Genomic DNA, 19,485 nt, shown 5'->3' with positions numbered 1-19,485 from the left:
TACTTTCTCAATTATTTTCGCATGCCTGATTATCTCTTCCGGCATACCTGAATTTCACGGAATCATCCATCGTATCAATTTCGTCATTTCCATATGCCCGATTTTTCTCTCCGGCATATCGGAGTTTCACGGAATCGTCAATATAATCAATCTCGTCATTTCCGTATACCTGATAGTCTTCCCAGACCTGCTCCAACAATTCCAGATTTTCCACCACGTCTTTCTGCCGTCTCATACAGACTGCCATAATCAGCGCATTTATCAGGCTTAAAGGCGCCACTAAGGAATCCACGATAGAGGACATATCGCTTTTTGCAATCAGATTGCAGGAGGAATAGAGGTTCATGGGAGAATGCACGCTGTCCGTCAGCGTAATTACGCCGGCGCTTCTGCTGTTGGCAAGCTCCATTGCCTTTAACGTCCGCAGAGAATATCTGGGAAAGCTGATTCCAATCATCACGTCTTCTTTGCTGATACGCACCATCTGTTCTAACAATTCGCTGGAACTGCTGGTATGTATCAGCCGTACATTGTCAAACATGAGGTTCAGATAAAAAACCAGAAATTCTGCCAAAGCGCTGCAGCTTCTCACTCCCAGCACATAGATATGCCTGGCCTTTAAAATCATCTCCACAGCCTGCTCAAATGCCTGCTCATCAATGTGCTCCAGAGTATGCCTAATTCGCTCCATATCTGATTTCAACACCGTTTCCAAAATCTCAGACTGGGCAATTCTTCCATAGGTATCTTCCATCCGATGCGCCGCGTGAAGCTTGCTGCGCACCAGTTCCTCCAACGCCCGCTGAAATTCCGGATATCCTTTGTATCCCAAATGTGCGGCAAAGCGGACCACCGTAGACTCACTGACGCCTACCGTCTGTCCAAGCCTTGCGGCAGTGAGAAAAACCGCTTTGTCATAATTATCTGTAATGTAAGCAGCCAGAAGCCTCTGTCCTTTGCTCAGGCTTCCATACCGTTCATTGATCCGGTTCAATAACCCGCCTGTGCTGCCCATCTTCTTACCCTCATGATTCAAAAATTTCGAAAATTCCTCCTGCGCGCTTATGCCGGCAGGAGGAATTCTATGATATGCAGCCGCTTTTACCTATCAGCAGCCGCGCCTCTTATATTATTATATCGGTCATTCCGTTCCCTGCTGCAAACTACGTTTTATACCGGATACGCTCCGTTCTTTGTGTCTGCAACAGTGGCATCTACTTTGGTCTGCTGCGCCTCTCTGTATTTAAAGAATTCAGTTGCAACCTGCGGGAACAATGCATAGGAAAGCACATCCTCATCCTGCTGCTTCCACTGCTTCATCTCTTCTTCAATCTTATGAAGCTCCGGCTCTAACAGGTCCGCATAACGGCAGGTAATGGCATTCTTCTTATCCTCACCCAATACCTTGTCAATGACTTCCGGATTAAAAGGCTTCACGGTCTGGCCGTATTTTCCAAGCAATACGTCCTTGGTCTCCTTAGTGGCAACCTTATAGCGTTCTCCCATCAATACGTTAAATACTGCCTGCGTACCTACAATCTGGGAAGAAGGGGTAACCAGAGGCGGCTCGCCCAGGTCTTTTCTTACCCGCGGGATTTCCTCCAGCACTTCCATATACTTGTCTTCTGCATTCTGCTCTTTCAGCTGGGATACCATGTTGCTGAGCATACCGCCCGGCACCTGGTACAGCAAGGTCTGAATATCCACGCCCAGCACCTTGGGATTCATCAATCCGCTCTTTAACGCTTCCTCTCGCATCGGACGGAAATAATCTGCAATTTCTTTTAACAGCATCTGGTCAAAGCCCGGGTCCATCTCTGTTCCCTTAAAGGCTTCTGCCATAACCTCTGTTGCCGGCTGGCTGGTGCCCAGCGCAAAGGGAGACATTGCCGTGTCGATAATATCACAGCCTGCTTCCACTGCTTTCATGTAAGTCATGGATGCAACGCCGGAAGTATAGTGGGTATGGAGCTCAATGGGAAGGCTGGTGGCAGATTTCAATGATTTCACCAATTCTTCCGCCTTATAAGGAGTCAAAAGACCTGCCATATCCTTGATACAGATGGAATTTGCTCCCATCTCTTCAATCTTCTTAGCCATTTCCGTCCAGTATTCCAGGGTATAGGCGTCTCCTAACGTATAGGAAAGGGCAACCTGTGCATGCCCTTTTTCTTTATTGGTTGCGGTAACTGCCGTCTGCAGATTCCGCAAGTCATTCAGACAGTCAAAGATACGGATGATGTCAATTCCGTTTGCAATGGATTTCTGCACAAAATATTCCACCACATCATCTGCATAAGGACGGTAGCCCAGAATATTCTGTCCGCGGAACAACATCTGTAATTTTGTATTCTTAAATCCGGCTTTTAATTTCCTCAGGCGATCCCAGGGATCTTCCTTCAGGAAACGCAGGGATGCGTCAAAGGTAGCTCCGCCCCAGCACTCTACTGCGTGATAGCCTACTTGATCCATTTTATCAATAATCGGCAGCATCTGTTCTGTTGTCATACGGGTGGCAATCAGAGACTGATGTGCATCTCGTAATACGGTTTCTGTAATCTTAACCGATTTCTTATTCTCAGCCATGACTTATCCTCTCATTCTGCCGCCTGGCGGCTTCTAAAATTTCTAACTGGACTGCTTAAAACATCCCCTGGCAATGGTTCGTCTGCCTGTTTGCCGCGAAGCTTCCTTACATCCTTCCCATGGAAATGCAGGCTCAGCTCTAAACAGCCCCTGTCATATGTCCAAAATTCTTCTTAAATACCAAAGATTGCCATAAATACTCCGGCCGCTACTGCAGTTCCGATTACTCCGGCAACATTCGGTCCCATTGCGTGCATCAGCAGGAAGTTGGTAGGATCTTCCTCTGCGCCTACCTTCTGAGACACACGGGCAGCCATAGGCACTGCAGACACTCCGGCGGAACCAATCAACGGATTAATCTTTCCTCCCGTAAGCTTGCACAATGCTTTTCCAAACAGAACGCCTGCCGCTGTACCGAACATAAATGCAATCAGGCCAAGAGCAACAATCTTCAAAGTAGTTATGTTCAAAAACGCCTCTGCACTGGTGGTTGCGCCTACAGATGTTCCCAGCAAAATAACCACGATGTACATCATCGCATTGGATGCTGTCTCTGAAAGCTGACGAACCACGCCGGATTCACGGAACAGATTTCCAAGCATCAGCATACCAACCAAGGGCGCTGTGGTAGGCAGAATAATACATACCACTGTGGTAACCACAATCGGAAACAGAATCTTCTCTAATTTAGATACAGGCCTTAAGTTCTGCATCTTAATGGCGCGTTCCGCTTTGGTGGTAAACAGCTTCATAATCGGCGGCTGAATAATGGGCACTAACGCCATATAGGAATAAGCCGCCACTGCAATGGGTCCCATTAGCCCTGTCTGGCCTAATTTTCCTGCAAGGAAAATAGAGGTCGGGCCGTCTGCGCCTCCGATAATGGATACAGCCGCCGCTGCCTTGTCATTAAATCCTAACAGAATTGCCATGAAATATGCGCCAAAAATACCAAACTGAGCTGCCGCACCCAGCAAAAAGCTGATGGGATTGGCAATCAGGGGACCGAAATCCGTCATCGCCCCTACTCCCATGAAAATCAGGGATGGGAGAATGGACCATTCATCCAGGGAATAGAAATAATAAAGTAAACCACCTACGCCATTGCTGGTTTCTTCCGGTGAAGCAATAATATCCGGATAAATATTTACCAGTAACATACCAAACGCAATCGGAACCAGTAACAGAGGCTCGAATCCCTTTTTAATTGCAAGGAAAAGGAATACAAATGCCACCAGTATCATGACATAATTTCCCCAGGTCAGATTGAAGAATGCTGTCTGGTGCAGGAGGTTTGATAAAGTTTCTCCTACGTAACTCATATTTTACCTCCAAATAATTAATTGTTTAAAGTTGCCAGCAATGCGCCTGCTTCTACCGCCTGTCCGACAGTCACATCAATACTTGCCACAGTTCCGTCTTCCGGTGCAACTACAGGCGTTTCCATCTTCATAACTTCCAGTACCAGAATGGTATCGCCGCGTTTTACTGCATCTCCCGGCTTACTGTCAATGCTGAATACCTTTCCTGCTGCCCCGGCTTCAATCTTCACATTTCCTGCTCCGCCTGCTGCTGGTGCGGGAGCTGCCGGTGCCGCCGACGCTGCTGCTGGCGCCGCTGCTCTTCTTGGTGCTGCTGCCGGCGCTGCAACGCCTGCGCCATTTTCTTCTACAGTAACATCATAAACGTTTCCATTAACGGTAATTGTATAATTTTTCATTTTCGTTTCCTCCTGAATTTACAATTAATATCTTCTTTTGATGGAACGCACTACAAAGTCATCTGTAGAAGTTCCGGTAGATGCTGCGATTGCCGCTGCAATTACAGCTGCCAGTTCCAAATCATCCTGCGCTGCGATTGCCTCTTCCACTGCCGGCGGAACGGGAGCTACAGGTTCTTTTACTGCAGGCTTGGCTTCTTCTTTTCCTTTCTCAAAGCGGGAAAGGAATTTGAAACAGCTGATAATCAAACTGATTAAAATTAAAACGGTAAACACCACACCCATTCCCATCAGGGTATTCAACGCCGCATTGGTCATCTTCTCTCCAAGGGTCTGTACCTGATCTACGGTGATGTCTTCCAGTTCCATATTATGGTACTTATATACATAAGTCAGAATAACCGGACGGTTCTCATATATAATTCTCTGTTCACAGGTTAAGGTCTTGCCGGATTTGGTAATGGTAAATTCTCCCAGTTCCACAAATTCTCCGACATCCTCCATTGCTTCCTCCCAACGGCTGACCAGATGCTCTAACGTCTCTTCTCCGGACGCCAGATAAGCTGCCTTCTCTGATTCCGACATATTCTGCAGAATATTCACGGTATTCTCACATGCACCTTTTAACTGATCATAGGTAAGGCCATTATAATCAACTGTGGTAGGATCCGCTTCTCCGCATGCTGCTAAACCAAGTACGATGAGACACATACTCAGAATCAGCAATATTTTCTTTTTCATAAACTTCACCTTTCTATTTTGCTACATGTTTTCTAACCGGTTCACCTGTTCCTTTGGTATAGAGCATCTCAAATGCTGCTGCTGCATATTTTCTGGTATCATCCGGCGCAATAATCAGATCAACCTGTCCCCGTCTTGCTGCTGTCTCTACGGAAGACTGAAGTTCTTCGTATGCTTTCTTCTTCTCTGCGATTACATCTGCAGGCTTGCCGTCATACATAATCTTTGCAGCCAGCCCTGCGTCCATCATGCCTACCTTGCTTCCTTCCCATGCATAAACCAAATCTGCCCCGATGGACTTACTGTTCATCATCACATAAGCGCTGCCGTAAGCATTTCCAATAATAATATTTACCTTCGGAACGGTTGCCCCTGCAAAGGCTGCCGTCATCCGGGCCATGGCTTTGGCAAGATTCTTCTCAGAGCACTCGGTTGCCGCAAAGCCCTCCACATTGGTTAAAGACAGCACCGGAATGTCAAAGGCGTCGCAGAAGCTGATAAATTCCGCCGCTTTATTGCATCCTCTTGCAGTGAGGGCTTTGTCGAAGCTCTCCGCCTTCTCCCCGTTTTCATCATAAACTGCGGAAGCATTGGCAACTGCGCCGATGGTTCTGCCATTTAATTTAATAAAGCCTGTTACCATGTTTCTGGCATAGTTTTTCTTTGTTTCAATAAATACATTGCTGTCTGAAATATGTGTCAGGGTCAGACGGGCGTCTTCTCTGCATCCGGAAAGATTCTCACATACCCGGTTCAAATCGTCGGTGCATTCATCTTCTCTTCCGCATTCTGCATTATTGCCCGGCAGCAGGCATACCAGCTCACGGATTGCAGCCAGAATCTCTTCCGTGGTTCCCGTGCCGTCAATGTATCCGTTATTGCTTCCCTGATATTCTGCGCTTGCAGTATCGCACTTGGATACATGATTGCCCTTAATGGCATTGGGAGAATTTACAAATACTCTTCCATGCTCCTTCTCCACAAATGCAAAATCGCTTAAAGCCGGAACTACCGCCAAACCGCCGCCGCAGGAACCGAATACTGCGCAAATCTGAGGAACTACCCCGCTTGCCTTGGCCTGCGCTGCATAAATCTCACCGAATCCGTTCAACGCGTCAACGGATTCCTGCAAACGCATTCCTGCGCAGTCAATCAGCCCTATCACCGGCGCTCCCATCTTCACTGCCATCTCATAGATTGCGGCAATTTTCTTGCTGTGCATTTCACCGATGGTTCCGTTTAACACGGAAGCATCCTGGCTGTACACATACACCAGATTCCCGTCAATCAAACCGTATCCGGTGATGACTCCATCGGATGGAGTTTCAGACTGACTTAAATCAAAATCTGTGTTTCTTGCAGTTACCAGAGCTCCGATTTCCATAAAGCTCTGCTGATCAAGCAGACCGGAAATTCTCTGTCTTGCTGAGTTGGTAGAATTACTCATTTGCTTAAACCTCCATATGTATTTTATTAAATTTTTCGAAATTTTCTTCCGATTGTAATTGTATCTCTTTTGACGGAACTTTTCAATAGATATTTCTCATAAATTTGTTAAAAATTTCACTATTTTTTGATTTCTCATGAATATTTTAGTAAAATATGTCTTTGCAGAAGTTTTACTTCTCCGGTTACGGCAAACGGAAAGCTGAATCTTACGGCTAACTCTCAGTTCTGTCAACTCAGCGGCAAAAACATCTTTGCAAACGGAAGGCTGAGAATGGAAGCTAAGTCTCTGGCTGTTCAAAATACAGCTCTTTTTCCATGAAAAACAGTTTCAGAATATATTCTTTGTACCAGGAGGGCTTCAGCTTTTTGGCGGCTTTCGCGGCATAAACAGGGATTTCCGCTATCTGTCGTTCTCCCAGATAGTAAGTGGCCCTGCCAAGCTGCTGCCCCTCCTTTACTGGAGCCTGCACACTCTGGGGAATCTCATAAATGGTCCGTATCTCTTCATCTGTACGCTTCAGCACCCGGATTCTTTCTTCTTTGATTTTCAACGGAACTGTCACTTCCTGATAGAGCCTTCCATTTTCCGGCTCCGCCCCTTCCACTTTCACAGGAGCAAATTCTCTGTCGTATTCGTATACATCCTCGCAATAGTAATTCTCCAGCCCGTAATTCATAAGAGCGCGTGTATCTGACCATTTATAGGTTTTGTTGTTCGGCCAGCCACAGGCTAACAGTGCCACAATAAACGTGCGGTCGTCCCGGCGCAGCGCCCCCACATAGCAGTAGCCTGCATTGCCGGTAAATCCTGTTTTGCCAGACAGCGCCCCTTCCATCATCTGCAAAAATGCATTGTGGTTATTGCAGTTATAGTGTTTTGTTCCGGCCAGATTCGTAAACTGATAGCTAGGGGTACGGGTAATTTCCAGAAATTTTTCATTTTGGATGCAATAACTCATAATGATTGCCAGATCTTCTGCCGTAGTTCCGTGCACTCCCTTATCATCGCTGGCGTCCAGTCCGTTGGGCGTGATAAAATAAGTGTCTTTGCAGCCCAATTCTTTGGCCTTTTGGTTCATTTTATCTGCAAATTCCTCCACGGAACCGCCGATATGCTCTGCAATCGCCACGGCAGAATCATTATGGGATTCCAACATCAGAGAGTGCAATAAGTCTTTCAGCAAAAAGCTGTCACCCTTGCTCATTCCAAGACGTACCTGAGGCATAGAGGCGGCATAACTGCTGACATTTACCTCGCTTTCCAAATCTCCCTGTTCCAATGCCAGAATGCATGTCATAATTTTGGTGGTGCTGGCATTTGGCATATGCTCATAACCATTTTTTTCATAGAGCACCCTGCCGTTTTCTGCATCCATCAAAACGGCGGATCTGGCATAAAGACTGAAATCGGGCTGTTCCTGCTGTGATTCCTGTGCCTGCGATGGAGCGTTTTCTGCAAAAGCATCTAAGCCGCCGCTTACGATCAGCGCAGCAGACAAAACAAGGCCAAAAAGAGCGGAAGCGTATTTTTTCTTTTTTCGGAATTTCGTAATTGGAAATCTCAGAGATTGCCTGACTTTGGAAAATTTTGCTTTGTTTTTGCTGTTTAATTGTTCCATTTTCATATTCTTCCCTGTTGGGTTTGTATTTTTCCATTTATTATATGAAAAAAAAGCCGGACATAGACTCCTGAGCGCCTATGTAATTCTGAACAGTTTTATATTATTTCGGTTTACAATAATGCTGATGTAATTCGTATATTTTTTGTTGTATTATCTCTATTAGTTCCGCTGGTTCTAATACAGTGGCATTGTTCCCAAACGGCAAGATATAATCGGCAACCCACTCTAAAGCAGAATGATTTATTTCCATGTCAATAATCCCACCGCCTGTTGAAAATATTTTTAATCCACTTGCCAGTTAACATTCACTTTCACAGCGTTTAACTCCTATGTCCGTCAGTTGGATTTTCATGCGGCAGTCATTTTTAACCTCTGTTTTTTCAAGATATTCTTGAATAGACGCAGGAATCGGATATTTCCCTTTTGGATAGGGTTTTTCTTCTATGATTTCTTTGATACGGTCAACCCGGAATACTCTGATTTGTTTTGCTGTTGTACAATAAGCAGGGCAATACCAAAGTCCATTCATAGCATATAAGCCGATTGGTATAATTGTACGCATACTTTCAGAATATGTTGACGAATACCGTATGGTTGCGGCATGATGGTTTATGACAACAAGAAACATTGATTTAAGTAATGGTGAATCGCAATGCCTGTCTGGAATCCAAAACACTACTTTTTTGATACGGAAAATTCATTTGCTAATTCGTCGGCTGTAAAATCCTTTTTTGCATTTATTGTTATCATCATTTCAATAAGCCGTTCTGCTTTTGACATTTATAAACTCCTTTCCGAATAGTGACAACTTTTGTCACTATTCTATGATAAACTATCTATATTCCAAATGCAATATGACACCATAATGGAAAGGAGAATATCATATGGAAAAGTTAATGTACATGATGATGATTAAAAAAAGCAAAACCTATCAGAAGATGACAAAACAGATAGTCACGGAACACGTTGAGAACATAAGAAAATTGGACGATGAGGGAAAGTTGGAAATCTGCGGCGTCTTTAAAGGTTACCCAGGAATGGCAGGAATGTATATCCTAAAAACAGAAAGCCGGGAAGAAGCGGAAGAGATTTGCAATGCGGAGCCGCTGGTTATGGGAGGATATGCATCCTATCAATTAGTTGGTTTGCAGATTGCAAATCGGGAAAATAATTACCTGCTGTAATTTCAATTTTCCCCTCCCCCCAAGTTCCTTTGCTGTCCTCATATATCTATTGAATCCCTGTAATGTAATAAGGAAAAAGGATATTACAATCCTTTTTCCTCTCTATCTTTCATTTAAATTTCTCCGACTGCTCCCGGATTAATTCTGTATCTGCAAAATAATTGATTCTCATGGCAGAACGCACTTCATCCAGGGTCCTGGCTGCTGTTTTCTCGGCTTCCTCGCTTCCCTTTTTCAGCACTTCATAAATATAAGGGATATCCTTCTGCAGCTCCTTCCTTCGGCTGCGAATTGGTTCTAATACCTCCTGCAATACGTTATTTAAGAACTTTTTCACCTTCACATCACCCAGGCCGCCCCGCTGATAATGTGCCTTCAATTCATCCAGATTAGCATAATCCGGCAGATACCGTTCAAAATGCTCATCCCGGCAGAAAGCATCCAGGTAGGTGAATACCGTATTGCCTTCCAGTGAACCGGGATCTTCTACTTTGAGATGATTGGGGTCTGTGAACATGCTCATGACTTTTTTCTTAATTTCATCCGGCTCTTCTGACAGGTAAATGCAGTTTCCCAGAGACTTGCTCATCTTTGCTTTTCCGTCTGTGCCTGGAAGCCGCATGCATGCCTGGTTTTCCGGCAGCAGCACTTTAGGTTCCACCAAAGTTTCTCCATATACTGTATTAAACTTGTGCACAATTTCCCTGGTCTGTTCAATCATAGGCATCTGATCCTCTCCTACCGGAACCGTCGTTGCTTTAAACGCCGTAATATCTGCTGCCTGGCTGATGGGATAAGTAAAAAATCCAACGGGAATGCTGGCTTCAAAATTGCGCATCTGAATCTCCGCTTTTACCGTAGGGTTTCGCTGTAATCTTGATACGGTAACCAGATTCATATAGTAAAAAGATAGTTCACATAACTGGGGAATCTGGGACTGGATAAACAGTGTTGATTTCTCCGGGTCCAGCCCGCAGGCCATATAATCCAATGCCACTTCCACCACATTCTGACGGACTTTTTCCGGATTATCCGCATTGTCTGTCAATGCCTGTGCATCTGCTATCATAATAAATAATTTGTCATATTCTCCGGAATTCTGCAGTTCTACTCTGCGCCGCAGGGAACCTACATAATGTCCCACATGGAGTTTTCCGGTTGGCCTGTCGCCTGTTAAAATAATTTTGCTCATAATTCTATTCCTCACTATTTGTAATTAAAATAAATCACTGTGGCTTCCTGTTCGAATCAATTTCAATATCAGCATTTCCTGCTCAACTTTGTACACCAAGAGCCAATCCGGTTCAATATGGCATTCTCTCATATTTTTGTATTTTCGAGACTAAGTCAGGGCATGGTCTCTGCACCGTTCCGGCAACGGCTGTTCATTCATTAGAAGACTGACTATTTCCTGCAGTTTATCAGGGCTGCACCCACGTTTCACAGCTAATTTGTAATCCTTTTTAAATTGTCCTGTAAATTCCAGCCTAAGCATTCAATGCCTCCATCATTGCCTCAACGCTATCATAAGGCCCATACATATCTTCATTATTCTCAGCCGACTCCATAGCAGCCTGCGTTACCGTATTAGGGACATTTCGGCTAATCACAAAAGGCATTCTCTGCTCTCTTACCGACTGTCTTAAAAAGATGTTAAAGGCTGTTGACAAACTCATTCCCAAATCAGCAAAAAGCGAATCTGCTTGCATTTTCAACTCTTCATCTACATGAAAAACCACATCTACATTTTTCATAAATTAATCCATCTCCTTCTTCCCTCTATCACTGCCGCAGCTATACTCAAATAGGAACAAAAGCAATATTTTCCTTCCATCTTATTCTAATCATACTTTTCTCTTCTGTCAACATGCTTCTCCCAAGCTTCAAAAGCAGCTGCTCCAAAACCATTGCACGTACCCGGCAGAAAACAAAAAACGGAACAAAAATTTATTTCCTGCTCCGCTTTTTGTTTTCATATTACTTATTTCATTTTCAGCGTTTTCACAATGCTGTAGCTTCCGTATGCTTTCCCGGCGGCTGATTTCTTATAGGCACGAATGCGGAAACTGTAGCTCTTTCCCTTTTTCAGCCCTGATTTTGTACATGAAATTGTCTTTCCCTTGGTGATAGTCTTGATTTTCTTATAGCTTCCTTTTCCGGTGCGCATGAAAACTTCATAACCATCGGCTCCTGTGGTCTTCTTCCAGGCAATTTTTACCTTGCTGCTTCCTGTTTTCTTCACAGAACTTAACTTTACTTTTCCCGGCGCCGTAGCCGCTTTTAAGGTTGTTTGCGAGGAAGCATAAAGTTTGGTTCCGTTATTTTCCACATATGAGGTTACTTTTACGGTGTATGCTGTGGCCGCTTTAAGCTTCTTGCAGGTATAAGAGTTATTTTTGGTATATACAGTGGAAACAGCTTTGCTTCCCTTGTAAAGCACCAAACGGTAACTGGCTCCTTTTACGGTTCCCCAGGAAAACTGTAAGGAATTGGCGTTTGCCTTGGTTACTTTCAGGCTGGAAACTTTTTCTGGGTTCTGGGGAGTTCCTGTGTCTCCTGAGTCTCCAGTTCCTCCGTTACTTCCACCGCCTCCGGAATCTCCAGTATTTCCACTGCTTCCAGAGCCTCCAGTATTTCCACTGCTTCCAGAGCCCCCAGTATTTCCACCAGTTCCTGTGCCATCCGATTCTAATTTAGGAAGCGTTTTATTCTCTGTATGTCCGCACAAACTACAAGTAAGAATTGACTGTCCCTGCTGCGTGGTGGTAGGTTCCTTTATCACGTTCTCTGTATAATTATGACCTGGACAAGCCACTGTCACTTCTACTGCAATATGAGAAACTGTCTCATAATTCTGGGGATCGCCCGGCACATACGAAACATAAAAAGTTTGTTCTCCTACTTCCTTTAATTTGACAGTTCCATTTTCCCAGGAAAATCCTTCCGGCAATTCAATTTGACTTAACAGATTGCCGCTGTATCCTTTCAAATCAGCCATCACCGAAAGATCCGGCGTCTCTGTTTTTGCCTTTCGGATCGTCACTTTAACTATTCCAAAATAATTTTCATAACCTTCACGCGCCACTCGATACAATATCTGATATATTCCGGCATTCTTCAGCTCCGGCTGTTGCTGCTCATATTTTCCTTTAAATTTATATGTTACTATGTCTCCTTCTATAGTTCCTGCAACTGTTATTTGTTTTGCATCTCCATCATATACAGTATCTATCTCCTCTGCGGTAATTCCCGTAATTGTCTGAAGTGAAGTTCCCTCTGTTATGTCATATGTCTGAATCTCCTGTTTCCCATTCAGATTTGGATTTGCCTGAAGCGCATAACACAAACTGGAACCTCTTACTGTAAATCCAAAAGTCAACTGCCCCGCCGGAAGTTCCGGCTGATACACTGTGGTAATTGTCCCGTCCGCCTCTATTTTGCGTATGTCGGTTCTGGTATTAAAGTAAATTTCATCCTTTGCAGGTTCCAGATCCAGATACATACCGCTCATAAGATAATTATTCCACGTTCCGTTTTCTGTATAAACCACAGCTTCCTCTGTCCCCAGAAGTTCCGGCTTTTTCATCAGATTCGTGCTGGAGCCCGCATTATATTTTGAATAATACCAATTCCCCTGCTGATAGCAGAATGCAGAATCAATCTCGGACCAGAACGCATTATCATAGCTGCTGGAACCTGCCGTATATTCACTTACCCAGCCTTCATGTTCATGGTTCGCATCCGAAATTGCCGTATCGCTTAACATAAAATAAGAATGCTTTGCCCGCCCAATGCTGTCCCAGGCGGGATCATCCCAGGTGGCGTCCACATGATACCAATTCCCGTCAACAGAAACCAGATTCCAGGCATGATTCATACTGTCGCTGGCTACTATTTTACTGGAAATCCCAAGTTTTTCCAGAATGGCGGCATAAGCCTTAGCATATCCGTCACAAACGGCTATATTCTCTATCAGCGCACCATAGGCAGTATGGGAAACGTCAGGCACTGTGCCTGTGCTAGTCAGCCTTTCGTAATCATATTCACAATTTAATACAAGATAGTCATGCACGGCCAGCGCCTTCTCCAAATCGCTCATAGCAGGATCCGTCCATGCCAACGCCAGACTAACCGCCCTGTCAAAATCCTCCTTCTGTACCCGGATATTCTCTTCCGTGTCTGTGTATTCCACATTGTAAGTCATTGCCATGCCAGTAGTTGCATTGCTGTTCCATACAATATGCCCATTCACAAAAAACAGAGAGGGATGATCATTCAAAATCTGAAGAAATACATCTCCAGCCTCCTCTTTGGGAATATGATACGCCGACACATCAATGGTTGTCTGGAACTCTTCCAATGCGTTTACCACATATTCTTCCAGCGACGCCTGGGCCGTACGTCCCATCCCGGCATCCAATGACGGATACCTCTCTTCCGGCTCCTGATAATACGCCGGATTATAACGGTTCTCCTCGGTTACCGTAAAAGTTTCCTGCTGCTCCTGTTCCACCGGACTGGCGTATGCAGTGCTTCCAAAAAGGCAAAGCAACAATAAAATGGGAAATAATACTCTTTTCTTCATAAATCTGCTCCTTTTCTCTGCCATATGTTCCTGGAGCGCACAAGAACTACGCTCCAGCTCTCTGTCATTTTCTCTTCCAGGTTTTCACATTGCTGTAAGCTCCGTACGCCTTCTTTCCTCCTGATTTCTTGTATGCACGAATCCTAAAACTGTAATTCTTCCCTTTTTTCAGTCCGGATTTAGTAAAAGCGACGGTTTTTCCTTTGGCAATGGATTTTATTTTCTTATAACTGCCTGTTCCAGTTTTCATAAAGATCTCATAGCCGCCGGCTCCGGAAACTTTTTTCCAGGTGATTTTCACTTTGCCGGTTCCCTGGCCTTTCACAGAGACTAATTTTACCTTTCCCAGCGCTGTGGAGGCCTTCACGGAAGCTTCCTGATCTGCATAATATTTTCCGCCGTCAATTTCCCGGTACGCAGTTACCTTCATTTGATAATCTGCAGCCGATTGTAATTTGCTGAAGGCGTAAACATTTTTATCGGTATATCCCGTTGCAACCACTGCATTTTTCTGATAAAGCACCGCGCGGTATTTCACGCCCTCTGTCTTTTTCCAGGAAAATTGCAGGGAATTGGCGCTGACTTTGGTTACCTTTAAGCCGGAAACCGGTTCCGGCTTCTTTGGCAGCTCCAGACTGATTTCTCTGGTATACGCATTTCCGCAGATTTCACAGGTAAATGTCTCCTGACCCTTTCTGGTTCTGGTAGCCGCCCTGGTTACTTCTGAAATGTAACGGTGCTCCGGACAGATGACCTGCACTTTTACCGGAATATTGGAAACGGACACATATTTCTTCGTATCCTCGGGAACGTATTTCACATAATAGGTGTAGCTTCCTTCTCTCCACAAACGTGTGCTTTCTGAGGTCTGCCAGACAAATCCTGCCGGCAGCTTTACCGAGCTTAACATTTTGCCGCTGTGCCCGGACAGTCCCTTTGGAGGAGTAAAAGAGGGCACTTCTTTTTCCGTGTCCTCCGGATTTACTTCCGAAGGAATGCTCGGCTGCTCTTCTCCCGGCGGAGTATCAGGATTCTCTTCCTCTGGAGAATGATCCGGTTGTCCCGGCGTTCCCTCTCCTCCCGACGGTTCATCCGGTTCTTTTGGTTTTTCCTCTCCTGGTCTTTCTCCTTCTGGCGGAACGTCCGGCTCTTCCTCTTTATCCCCCTCTGAAGGAGTATCCGGCCCTTCCTCTTTCACCACCGTTACTTTCACCGGAATATGGGAAACCGTCTTATAGTTCCGGGAATCCTCCGGTGAATAAAGGACATAACAGATAACCTCTCCCTCTGTCCGCCATTTCTTTGCGGTATCCGTCTCCCAAAAAAACCGCTCCGGCAGCTTCACTTCTCCCAATGCCTGGCCCTTTACAATCTGCAGCCCTTCGGGAACGGCATAAATCGGCTCTGCCTTTTCAATCACAATCTGAGCCTGACCCTGAAAAGGCTGGCATCCGCTTCGTTCCACTTTATAGGAAACCTGATAGACGCCGGCATCTTTCATCTCTGGCTGCTCTGCTCCAAACATGCCGTTTTCTCCGGCATATGTAACATAATCTCCGTTTTTTGTGCCCTTCACCTGAATCAGCTTCCATTTGCCATCATAAACGGCCGTCAGATTTTCTGCCGAAATGCCTGTAATCTGAGACAGGGCCTGTTCCGGCACCGGATGAGTGCGTAAACTTTGCTTACGCGACACATTGGGGGAATTCGAAAGCCAGTAACAGAGCTGATCTTCTTTTATGGTAAATCCAAAAATATACTGATTGGCGGACAATTCCGGCTCATATACCATTTCTGCCCATTTCTCGTCCTCCAACCGGAAAATGGAAGTTCCGCTGTTAAAATAAATGGCATTCCTCCCTGCATCAAAATCCAGATACATATAATTTCCACCGTAACTCCCCCACAGATTGCTTTCTGAACAGACAGTTTCTTCTCCGCTGCCCAAAAGCTCCTGCTTTTTCAGCACGTCGCCGGTACGGCTGGTTCCGTTGTATCTGGCGTAATACCAGTTTCCTCTCCAATAGCAGAAGGCTGACTGGATTCCTGTCCAAAATGCCTGCTTATAAGTATCGGACACCGCCGTATGGCCTGCGCTCCAATTTGCATGTTTATGGCCGCTGTCAGAAATCACCTGATCGCTCAAAAGAAAATAACTGTGCAGCACACGTCCAATACAGTCCCAAATGGGATCATCCCAGGTGACGTCCACATGATACCAGTCTCCGCCAATAGAAACCATATTCCAGGCATGATTCATGCTGTCGCTGGTCACCAGCTCACAGGGGATCCCCAGCTTCTCCAAAATATAAGAATAGGCGTGAGAATACCCGTCGCAGACTGCCAGCCTGCTTACCAACGCTCCATAAGCAGAATGAGAATAGGCCGGAACTGTGCCGTTTTGCAGGCGTTCCTGGTCATACTCGCAGTTCAGAACCAGATAATCGTGAATGACCAACGCTTTTTCCATATCGCTCATAGAATCATCCACCCAGGTAAGGGCCTCATTCGCCGCCGCTTCCAGCTCCTTTTGCTGACGCTGGATATTTGCCTGGGCGTCACGGTATTTGATATTGTAATATTGAGTTACCATGCCGCTGGAATTATATCTCCAATTCACAGAACCCTCCACATAAAACAATTCCGGATGGCTGTTTAAAATCTGGAAATAAGCGCTCCCTGCTTTCCCATTGGAAATCCCATAACCGCTTACATCAATGGTAGTGGCAAATTGCTGCAACTGCTCTATGATGTACGTTTCAAAATCCAGGCCCGCCCTGGCAGACCTTCCTTCCCCTCCCTGTGACGCATAGCGCGCCTCTGGCTGCCGGTAAAATTCTGGATCAAAGCGGTTCTCATCTGTGATCCGCAAAGAATCGGTTCCCCCGCCAGAGCTGGCCGATACCGTACCGCCACACAAAAACAGCAGTAAACAGAGAATCAAAAAATATTTTCCTTTCATACCTTTCCCTCCCTGCAGGATAAACTGCGTCCTGAAAAACTGTTGCATGTCATCTCCATCTTATCGCTTACTCCCATTGTATAACTTAACTAGAAAAATATCAAATAAAAATCACCATATTTATAAATTTCTGCAACAAGGCCTTCTCAAAATCGGTCAACGGACTTACAATATGATTAACCGAATCGGTTCACGGAGGTATCGCTATGAATGAAAAGTTCTTTTCTTTACCTGCGGAAAAACAACGGACCATTATAAACGCCGGATACCGGGTATTTTCGCAGAACTCTTATAAAAACAGCCCCATGAGCGAGATTGCTGATGCAGCAGGAATCAGCAAATCCCTGCTGTTTCACTATTTTCACAACAAGAAGGAGTTCTATCTGTTTCTTTGGGACAAATGCGCGACAACAACCATTGAATATCTGACCAGATATGACTGCTATAACCAGAAGGAACTGTTTGATAGCATAGAACGGGGCATGCAGGCAAAGATGGAAATCATTCGCCTGTATCCAGATATGGCAAACTTTACCATTAAGGCGTTTTACGAAAAAGACGCTGAGATTTCCGCTGCTGTCCAGGCAAGCTATCACAAATATTTCAATTTGAAAGCAGACAAAGCACGGCTGAATTTTGATCCGGCGCAATTTATCCCGGGCCTGGATATTCCGATGATGTACCAGGAAATGTATTGGGCGTCAGAGGGGTATCTCTGGGAAATGGTTCAGCGGGGTGATGTGGATATGGCCCAAATGGAAAAAGACTTTACAAGGCTGATAGAATTTTGGAAAAACATCTATCTTCGGAAGGAGTAAAAATCATGAAAAAACTTTACGTCACAGACAAAATTTCGGAAAAACATCTATCTTCGGAGGGAGCAAAATATGGAAGCAATTAAAACAAGCAGTCTGACAAAATATTATGGAACATCCAGAGGTATTGATGCACTGAACCTGTCAGTGAGGGAAGGAGAATTCTTCGGCTTTATCGGTCCCAACGGCGCAGGAAAATCCACAACCATCCGCACCCTGACAGGACTTATTTCACCCACTTCTGGCAGCGCGCAGATTTTTGGAAAAGATATCCGGACAGAGCGGGAAACAATTTTAAAAAACATTGGCTACCTCCCCTCCGAAGCAGTCTTTTATCCTGGCATGAAGGTAAAAGATATTCTAAAGCTGTCCGCCCATATGCGAAAAATAAACTGCAGCAAAAGAGCAAAAGAACTCTGCGAACGGCTGCAGCTGGATTCCTCCCGCAAAGTAGATCAGCTGTCTTTCGGCAACCGCAAGAAGGTGGCAATCGTCTGTGCGCTCCAAAGCAATCCAAAGCTTTTGATCCTGGATGAACCCACCGGGGGACTCGATCCCCTGATACAGCGGGAGTTTTTTGAGATTCTCAGAGAACAGAACCGCAAAGGCGCCACAATATTTCTGTCCAGCCATGTATTGTCCGAGATCCAAAGAAACTGCAGCCGGGCGGCGATTATCCGGGAAGGCAGAATCATCGTCTGTGACCAAGTGGATGCACTCTCAAAAACCAATGCCAGACGTGTAACCCTACACGGCAGCGTGGCCTTACAAGGTCTGGACGGAATCCGTGACAAAACAGACGGAAACGGCTTCACAAGCTTCCTTTACAGCGGCGATATGAACCTTCTCTTACAAACACTTGCAGCAGGGCATATTACAGACCTTTCCATCTCAGAACCAGATCTGGAAGAGATCTTCCTGCACTACTATGAAAAGGATGGTGACAAAGCATGACAATTGTAACACATGAGCTTCGGCAAGGCAAAGCCGCTTTTCTCATCTGGACTGCGGCTATTGGATTTCTGCTGGCAGTCTGCATTTTCCTGTTCCCGGAAATGAAGGGAGAAATGGAAGGGGTCAGCGATATGTTTTCTTCCATGGGCTCTTTTACCGCTGCCTTTGGTATGGATAAACTGAATTTCGGTACGCTGATTGGATTTTACAGCGTTGAATGCGGCAATGTATTGGGCCTTGGCGGAGCATTTTTTGCAGCCCTGTGCGCAGTGAATATCCTTAGCAAAGAGGAACGCTGCCAGACGGCCGAGTTTTTGCTGACGCATCCCGTCAGCAGAGTTCGCATTATCACAGAAAAGCTGATTGCTGTCCTGATTCAGATTATAGCAATGAACCTGATCCTCTATGCCCTCTCTGCAGCCTCTATCACAGCAATCGGAGAAGATATTCCCTGGAAAGAGCTGAACCTGCTCCATTTGGCCTACTGCACGCTTCAAATTGAGCTGGCCGCCATCTGCTTCGGCATCTCCGCATTTATGCGAAAAGGAAGCGTGGGAGCAGGCCTTGGGCTGGCTGCTGTGATGTATTTCCTGAACCTGATTGCAAACATAACAGAAGCTGCAGAATTTCTAAAATATATCACGCCGTTCGGATATTGTGAAGGCTCTGATCTGATTACTAACGGCAGCCTGGACAAAACTATGGTTGCCGTTGGCACAGCAATGGGCGCTATAGGCGTGATTGCCGCCTATCTGAAATACGCCAAAAAGGATATCCATTAAAAAAGGCATGATTTGAAAGGAATATACGCAGCATATCTGTTGCAGGCGCTGTAACTTTCACTGCTGTACAGGCACAGAATCTGTT

The 19,485-nt window shown here is 45.3% G+C and carries 17 protein-coding genes and 1 pseudogene; 4 read left to right on the top strand and 14 right to left on the bottom strand.

The window, feature by feature from the left end:
• Positions 1–7: 7 nt before the first annotated feature.
• The 9 genes from E5329_RS04625 to E5329_RS32790 all read right to left on the bottom strand — a co-directional run bounded on the left by E5329_RS04625 (position 8) and on the right by E5329_RS32790 (position 8,746).
• On the bottom strand, positions 8–1,015 hold the full coding sequence (locus E5329_RS04625; RefSeq protein WP_135988427.1) for a MurR/RpiR family transcriptional regulator: 1,008 nt from the start codon (positions 1,013–1,015) through the stop codon (positions 8–10).
• A gap of 155 nt (positions 1,016–1,170) precedes the next feature.
• On the bottom strand, positions 1,171–2,586 hold the full coding sequence (locus E5329_RS04620) for an oxaloacetate decarboxylase subunit alpha (RefSeq protein ID WP_135988426.1): 1,416 nt from the start codon (positions 2,584–2,586) through the stop codon (positions 1,171–1,173).
• A 173-nt stretch (positions 2,587–2,759) separates the two neighbouring features.
• Positions 2,760–3,908: a sodium ion-translocating decarboxylase subunit beta gene (locus E5329_RS04615; protein WP_135988425.1), complete on the bottom strand. Its 1,149-nt coding sequence runs from the start codon at positions 3,906–3,908 to the stop codon at positions 2,760–2,762.
• Positions 3,909–3,925: 17 nt separating this feature from the next.
• A complete protein-coding gene (locus tag E5329_RS04610; protein WP_135988424.1) occupies positions 3,926–4,306 on the bottom strand; it encodes a biotin/lipoyl-containing protein in 381 nt (126 codons plus the stop codon).
• Between the two features lie 24 nt (positions 4,307–4,330).
• Positions 4,331–5,047 (bottom strand): OadG family protein, encoded by a 717-nt coding sequence (locus E5329_RS04605; protein ID WP_135988423.1) that lies wholly within the window; start codon positions 5,045–5,047, stop codon positions 4,331–4,333.
• A gap of 13 nt (positions 5,048–5,060) precedes the next feature.
• Positions 5,061–6,494, bottom strand: a complete 1,434-nt coding sequence (locus E5329_RS04600) for an acyl-CoA carboxylase subunit beta (RefSeq protein ID WP_135988422.1) — start codon at positions 6,492–6,494, stop codon at positions 5,061–5,063.
• 280 nt (positions 6,495–6,774) lie between these two features.
• Positions 6,775–8,115, bottom strand: a complete 1,341-nt coding sequence (locus E5329_RS04595) for a D-alanyl-D-alanine carboxypeptidase family protein (RefSeq protein WP_135988421.1) — start codon at positions 8,113–8,115, stop codon at positions 6,775–6,777.
• Positions 8,116–8,218: 103 nt separating this feature from the next.
• The gene (locus E5329_RS32795; RefSeq protein WP_456320026.1) at positions 8,219–8,374 is read right to left on the bottom strand and encodes a WCX domain-containing protein; all 156 of its coding nucleotides are present in this window, start codon (positions 8,372–8,374) and stop codon (positions 8,219–8,221) included.
• A gap of 42 nt (positions 8,375–8,416) precedes the next feature.
• The gene (locus tag E5329_RS32790) at positions 8,417–8,746 is read right to left on the bottom strand and encodes a WYL domain-containing protein (protein WP_456320025.1); all 330 of its coding nucleotides are present in this window, start codon (positions 8,744–8,746) and stop codon (positions 8,417–8,419) included.
• A gap of 256 nt (positions 8,747–9,002) precedes the next feature.
• Between E5329_RS32790 and E5329_RS04585 the strand changes: the two genes are divergently transcribed.
• On the top strand, positions 9,003–9,302 hold the full coding sequence (locus tag E5329_RS04585) for a YciI family protein (RefSeq protein WP_135988420.1): 300 nt from the start codon (positions 9,003–9,005) through the stop codon (positions 9,300–9,302).
• A 109-nt stretch (positions 9,303–9,411) separates the two neighbouring features.
• Here the strand turns inward: E5329_RS04585 and trpS are convergent, their stop codons facing one another.
• The 5 genes and pseudogenes from trpS to E5329_RS04560 form a co-directional block, all read right to left on the bottom strand.
• Positions 9,412–10,494: a tryptophan--tRNA ligase gene (trpS, locus tag E5329_RS04580; RefSeq protein WP_135988419.1), complete on the bottom strand. Its 1,083-nt coding sequence runs from the start codon at positions 10,492–10,494 to the stop codon at positions 9,412–9,414.
• A 24-nt stretch (positions 10,495–10,518) separates the two neighbouring features.
• Positions 10,519–10,797 (bottom strand): annotated as a pseudogene (locus E5329_RS04575) (type II toxin-antitoxin system YafQ family toxin).
• Positions 10,790–11,056, bottom strand: coding sequence for a type II toxin-antitoxin system RelB/DinJ family antitoxin (locus tag E5329_RS04570; protein ID WP_135988418.1), 267 nt, complete (start codon positions 11,054–11,056; stop codon positions 10,790–10,792). The pseudogene E5329_RS04575 and the gene E5329_RS04570 overlap by 8 nt, the downstream one beginning before the upstream one ends.
• A gap of 227 nt (positions 11,057–11,283) precedes the next feature.
• Positions 11,284–13,887 (bottom strand): transglutaminase domain-containing protein, encoded by a 2,604-nt coding sequence (locus E5329_RS04565; RefSeq protein ID WP_168356519.1) that lies wholly within the window; start codon positions 13,885–13,887, stop codon positions 11,284–11,286.
• A gap of 64 nt (positions 13,888–13,951) precedes the next feature.
• Entirely contained in the window at positions 13,952–16,849 is a 2,898-nt protein-coding gene (locus tag E5329_RS04560) for a transglutaminase domain-containing protein (RefSeq protein ID WP_168356518.1), read from the bottom strand.
• A gap of 206 nt (positions 16,850–17,055) precedes the next feature.
• Between E5329_RS04560 and E5329_RS04555 the strand changes: the two genes are divergently transcribed.
• The 3 genes from E5329_RS04555 to E5329_RS04545 all read left to right on the top strand — a co-directional run bounded on the left by E5329_RS04555 (position 17,056) and on the right by E5329_RS04545 (position 19,400).
• Complete coding sequence (locus tag E5329_RS04555) at positions 17,056–17,667, top strand: TetR/AcrR family transcriptional regulator (protein ID WP_135988415.1); 612 nt, start codon at positions 17,056–17,058, stop codon at positions 17,665–17,667.
• A gap of 69 nt (positions 17,668–17,736) precedes the next feature.
• Positions 17,737–18,618 (top strand): ABC transporter ATP-binding protein, encoded by an 882-nt coding sequence (locus E5329_RS04550; RefSeq protein ID WP_135988414.1) that lies wholly within the window; start codon positions 17,737–17,739, stop codon positions 18,616–18,618.
• Entirely contained in the window at positions 18,615–19,400 is a 786-nt protein-coding gene (locus E5329_RS04545) for an ABC transporter permease subunit (RefSeq protein ID WP_135988413.1), read from the top strand. The genes E5329_RS04550 and E5329_RS04545 overlap by 4 nt, the downstream gene beginning before the upstream one ends.
• Positions 19,401–19,485: the final 85 nt, after the last annotated feature.

The organism is Petralouisia muris, from assembly GCF_004793545.1.
Classification (GTDB): domain Bacteria; phylum Bacillota; class Clostridia; order Lachnospirales; family Lachnospiraceae; genus Petralouisia; species Petralouisia muris.
This window is presented reverse-complemented; position numbering and strand designations above follow the sequence as displayed.